Source organism: Nocardia sp. NPDC060220, from assembly GCF_042727815.1.
Classification (GTDB): domain Bacteria; phylum Actinomycetota; class Actinomycetes; order Mycobacteriales; family Mycobacteriaceae; genus Nocardia.
This window is the reverse complement of sequence record NZ_JBHWZY010001048.1, coordinates 1-2,130: the sequence shown is the minus strand read 5'-3', so window position 1 is coordinate 2,130 and position 2,130 is coordinate 1. Positions and strand designations below refer to the sequence as shown.

Below are 2,130 nucleotides of genomic sequence, written 5' to 3'. Positions count from 1 at the left end.
GGGCTTCTCCGCGGTGAACAGCGAATCGGAGTCCACGCTGTAGCCGAGCGCCGAGATGAGGTGATCCTGCAGGTTCGCGCCGACCTCGGGGGAGTGCGCGACCAGTTCGATGCCGTGTTCTTTCAGCTCGTCCTGATCGCCGATGCCCGAAAGCTGCAGCAGCTGAGGGCTGTTCACCGCGCCACCACACAGGATGACCTCACGATCGGCGGTCACGGTGAGGGTCTGCCCGCCGCTGCGGTATTCGACGCCCACAGCCTTGGTGCCCTCGAACAGCACCCGGGTGGCCAGCGATTCGGCCAGCACGGTCAGGTTCGCCCGCTTCATCGCCGGACGCAGGTACCCGTCGGCGGTGCTCCAGCGCCTGCCGTCGCGCTGGGTCACCATGGTCTGGGTGAAGCCCTCGGGCGCGGGCCGGTTCGCCGATTCGAGCTCGTGGCCGGCCTGCCGCGCGGCCTCGAGGAACGCGTGCGTCGACGCGCGTGGGCTGCGCTGGCGCTGTACGTGCTGGGGCCCCTTGGAACCTTCGTCGGGAAACTGTGCGTCCTGGACGTTCTCGATCTTGCGGAACTGCTCCACCGCGGCGGCGAAATTCCATTTCTCGCCCGCCAGCAGCCCCCATTCCTCGTAGTCGGCGCGGAAGCCACGGACCCACATCATCGCGTTCATCGATGACGAGCCACCGAAGGTCTTGCCGCGCGGCCAGTAGATCTGCCGGTCGCCGAGCTCGGGCTGTGGCTCGGTCAGATAGTCCCAATCGCGCTCGCTGCGGAACAGTTTCGAGAACGCGGCCGGGATGTGGGCGAACTTGTCGTCGTCTGCCGGACCTGCCTCCAACAGCACGACCGTGGTGCCCGGGTCGGCACTGAGCCGATTCGCGAGCACCGCCCCCGCGGATCCGGAGCCGACGATCACGTAATCCGCGGACGTCCCACCTGCTTGCACTGTCCAACTCCGATCTGCATTGCGTCTTCGTTCGGCGCGCCTGCTCCCGGGCGTGAAAAGACCGTGAGCCCAGCCGGACTCGTCGTCGGGCGTGACGCTGCAAGCAGAGTACTGACAGAACCCGTGCGGTGGGTCGTCCGCGGTTCAGCCCGCAGCCGCCGCTTTGCCCGCGCGACGGCCGTAGAAGCTGCCGTCGCCGAGCGAGGCCCCGCTGACGTAGCCGTACGCGCACAGGCCGGACGTGCAGCGTCCCGCCGCGAACAGGCCCTCGATCGGCTCACCGCTCACGTGCAGCACCCGCGAATCCAGGTCGGTGCGCAGCCCGCCGAGGGTGAACCCGGCGGTGAACCCGCGCAGGTCGAAACAGGCCAGCGCCCCCTTGATCGGGCGCACCCATTCGGGTTTCTTGCCCAGTAGCGGGTCGGTGCCGTGCTCGGCGTGCTGGTTGTAGGTGGCGACGGTGGTCTGCAATGTCTGTGCGGGCAGGCCCATCTCGGCCTCGAGCTCGGCGACCGTCTCGGCGACCCACTTGGGCTGGAAGCGGAAGAACGGGGTGGCGCTCTCGGTCGCGAGCGCCTCTTCCAGCGAGGTCTCGTCGATGATCAAGAACGCCTGGTTGTCGTTCTGCAACAGCGTCGCCTGACCGATGCGGCCGGGATAGGTGTCCTCGGTGACGTAGCGCTGGCCGCGTCCGTTGACGAGGATGCCACGCGCCATCATCTGCGGATCGCCGAAGATGGCAACCTCGCTGGCGTCCATGTGCGCGAGCTCGGCGCCGAGCGCTTGAGCCAGCCGGATGCCGATGCCGTCGTGCTCTTCGATGGCCGCGCCGGGCCTGCCGCTCAGGCGCGGGGTGTAGCGGTCGATCATCTCGGTGTCGTAGGCGAAGCTGCCGGTGGCCAGGACGACACCACGCGCGGCGCGCACGGTGACGGGCTTGCCGTAGGTGGTGGCCAGCACGCCCACCACCCGGTCCTCGTCGTCGACGACCAGCCGGCGGATGCGGGTGTCGTACTCGACGTCGATGCCGAGCTCGGCCACGGTGTCGGCCAGTGGCTTCATCAGCATGTAGCCGCCGCTGCGCTCGCCGATCTTCTTACCCGCCAGCTCCGGAACGTGGCCGCGCGGAGCGGGTTCGGCGATGTCGAGGAACGGTGCGGAGTTCTCGCCACCGGAGTACATCAG

Annotated in this window: 2 protein-coding genes; both read right to left on the bottom strand. The window is 68.4% G+C overall.

Going from position 1 to position 2,130, the window contains the following annotated elements; all coding sequences use genetic code 11:
* The coding region (locus ACFWF3_RS33460; protein ID WP_379317957.1) for a GMC family oxidoreductase at positions 1–945 on the bottom strand (945 nt) is incomplete at its 3' end.
* A 144-nt stretch (positions 946–1,089) separates the two neighbouring features.
* Positions 1,090–2,130: FAD-dependent oxidoreductase (locus tag ACFWF3_RS33455; protein WP_379317955.1), on the bottom strand; the 1,041-nt coding region annotated here is incomplete at its 5' end.